The 2,739-nt window shown below is 72.9% G+C and carries 1 protein-coding gene and 1 pseudogene; one reads left to right on the forward strand and one right to left on the reverse strand.

The window, feature by feature from the left end; translation table 11 throughout:
* A partial coding sequence (locus L0B03_RS16200) for a (Fe-S)-binding protein (RefSeq protein WP_250447792.1) occupies positions 1-1,988 on the forward strand: 1,988 nt, incomplete at its 5' end.
* A 66-nt stretch (positions 1,989-2,054) separates the two neighbouring features.
* Here L0B03_RS16200 and L0B03_RS16205 read toward each other — a convergent pair.
* Positions 2,055-2,739 (reverse strand): annotated as a pseudogene (locus tag L0B03_RS16205) (hypothetical protein); the annotation flags it as partial.

Raw genomic sequence — 2,739 nt, forward strand, 5'->3', positions numbered from 1 at the left:
GCCCACCCCCGCCGCGGGAGGCCGCCGCCGGGGCGCCGTCGGCCGTGCAGGACTCGCCGTCGGGCCGGCTCGGGCCGCAGGGGGCACGGTCCTCGCGGTTCTTCGGGTCGAACACGGGGCAGGCGTACTTCGTCGAGCTGATCATCGCGGCCGTGGTGCTCTGCGTGCTGGTGCTGCGGGGGCTGGAGTACGCGCTCGCGATGAGCGCGGAGGGTGGGGTCTCCTCGGAGGTCGCCTCCGCCCTCGCGCTGCAGCACCCGCTGACGGCGTGGTTCGGCGCCTGGTGGGTCGGGGCGGGCACCGAGGCCCTCGAGACGGCGGTGGTGCTGGTCGCCCTGCTGAAGATCGTCACCTCGATGACCTGGATGGTCGTCGTGGGGCGTCGGCCGGCGATGGGGGTCTCGTGGCACCGGTTCCTCGCCGTGGTCAACGTGTGGGCGCGGCGCGAGGTCGACGGCTCCCCCGCCCTGGGCCCGGTGCCGCCGGTGCGGGCCGCGGGCAAGGTCGTGGACTTCGAGGCGATCGACGACCTGCCCGAGGACGCGCGGCTCGGCGTCGGGCAGCTCGAGGACTTCACGTGGAAGGGGCTGCTGGACTTCTCGACTTGTACCGAGTGCGGCCGCTGCCAGGAGCAGTGCCCGGCCTGGAACACCGGCAAGCCCCTCTCCCCCAAGCTGATGATCACCGCCCTGCGCGACCACGCCTACGCCAGCGCCCCCTACCTGCAGCCCGCCCCCAACGCGGCGACCGCCCCCACGGGCCTGACCACCACCACCGGCCACCTCCCTCCCGGCCTCGTGTCAGCCGACCTCGTGTCAGAACGTGGGGGTGCCAGGGGTATCCCTGCTTCTGACTCGAGCTCGGCCGCCAGCTCGGCAGCGAGCTCGGACACGAGCCATGCGGGGGTGGACGTGCTCGCACTGGTGGGGGACGTCATCGACCCGCAGGCGTTGTGGGACTGCACCATGTGCGGGGCCTGCGTGCAGCAGTGCCCGGTGGACATCGAGCACGTCGACCACATCGTCGACCTGCGTCGCAACCAGGTGCTCATGGAGTCGGCCTTCCCCGAGGAGCTCGGCCCCATGTTCACCAAGCTCGAGAAGCAGGCCAACCCCTGGGGCATGGCCCCGCGCAAGCGCCTCGACTGGGCGCAGGGCCTCGGCTTCGAGGTCCCGGTGATCGGGGCCGACGTCGAGGACGCGAGCGAGGTCGACTACCTGTTCTGGGTCGGCTGCGCCGGGGCCTACGAGGACCGCGCCAAGCGCACCACCCGCGCCGTGGCCGAGCTGCTGCACGCCGCCGGGGTGAGCTTCGCGGTGCTGGGCGACGGCGAGTCCTGCACGGGGGACCCCGCGCGTCGCGCAGGCAACGAGTTCCTCTTCCAGATGCTCGCCCAGGCGAACGTCGAGGTGCTCACCGAGATCAAGGCCCAGCGCATCGTGGTGACCTGCGCGCACTGCTTCAACACCATCAGCCGCGAGTACCCCCAGCTCGGCGGGCGCTTCGAGGTGGTGCACCACACCGAGCTCCTCGACCGCCTGGTCACCGACGGTCGCCTGACCCCCACCACCAGGCCCGACGACGACGCCTCCGCCGGCACCGTGACCTACCACGACCCGTGCTTCCTCGGCCGGCACAACCAGATCTACACCCCGCCCCGTGACCTGATCGGCGCCCTGCCCGGGGTGACCCTCACCGAGATGCCACGTACCCAGGAGCGGTCCTTCTGCTGCGGCGGCGGGGGCGCCCGGGTGTGGATGGAGGAGTCGACCGGGACGCGGATCAGCACCGACCGCGCGACCGAGGCCCTCGACACCGGGGCCCGCACCATCGCGACCGGCTGCCCGTTCTGCACGGTGATGCTGACCGACGGGGTCGCCGCCGCGAGCGCCGCCGGGGCCGGGACCGGTCAAGGCCCGGTCGAGGTGGTCGACGTCGCGATCATGCTGCGGGACGCGGTGCTGCCGCCCGACCAGCCCCCCGCCTGACCCCACGCCGCGTGTCAGAACCTGGGATACCTCTGGCACCCCCACGTTCTGACACGAGAGTGAAGGTCAGAGGTCGGCCGGGTCCACGATGAAGCCCATCATGTCCGTGATCTCCCCGCCGACGGCCTTGTGCACGGCGCGGGTGATGGCGATGACCAGGGGCGTGGCCCGGCCGCGGGCCACGCGGAGGTTCAGGCTCGGGCGCTCGGACTCGAGGTCGGCGAGGTCCTCGGGCTCCCAACGCACGGTGTAGCCCACGGCGCCGCGCTCGGCCCAGGGGATGCTCGCGATGACGGGGGGCAGCACGGTCTCACCGGTGACCTCCAGCGCGATCATCCCGTCGAGGTCGAGGTCCACGAGCGCGCCGTAGCCCTGCATGGGCTCGGGGTCGGTGAGGGCGGAGATGTCCCGCTCGTCGGCGGCGACGTGCAGGGCGTGACGCTGCTCGGCGTTGATCACCTCGGCCCCCGGCACGGCCTGCAGGCCGGTGCCCTGGGGCGGTCCGTTCCAACGGCCGTCGGGCAGGTTGAGGTAGGCCCGCGGCACGGCCTGGCGCATGACGGTCAGTGCGGCGTCGGGCTCGAGCCAGATGTCCGTCCACACCGTCAGGTCGACGGCGCCGGAGGGGTCCGGCACGAGCACCGCGGCGGAGTGGTCAGCGACCGGGGCGACCCGCACCGCCCCACCCAGGCGGCGCGCGACGTCGACCAGCCACCGCACCACCCGCTCCTCGTCGCGCACGGGCAGCCAT

This window comes from Actinotalea sp. C106, from assembly GCF_023630195.1.
GTDB lineage: Bacteria > Actinomycetota > Actinomycetes > Actinomycetales > Cellulomonadaceae > Actinotalea.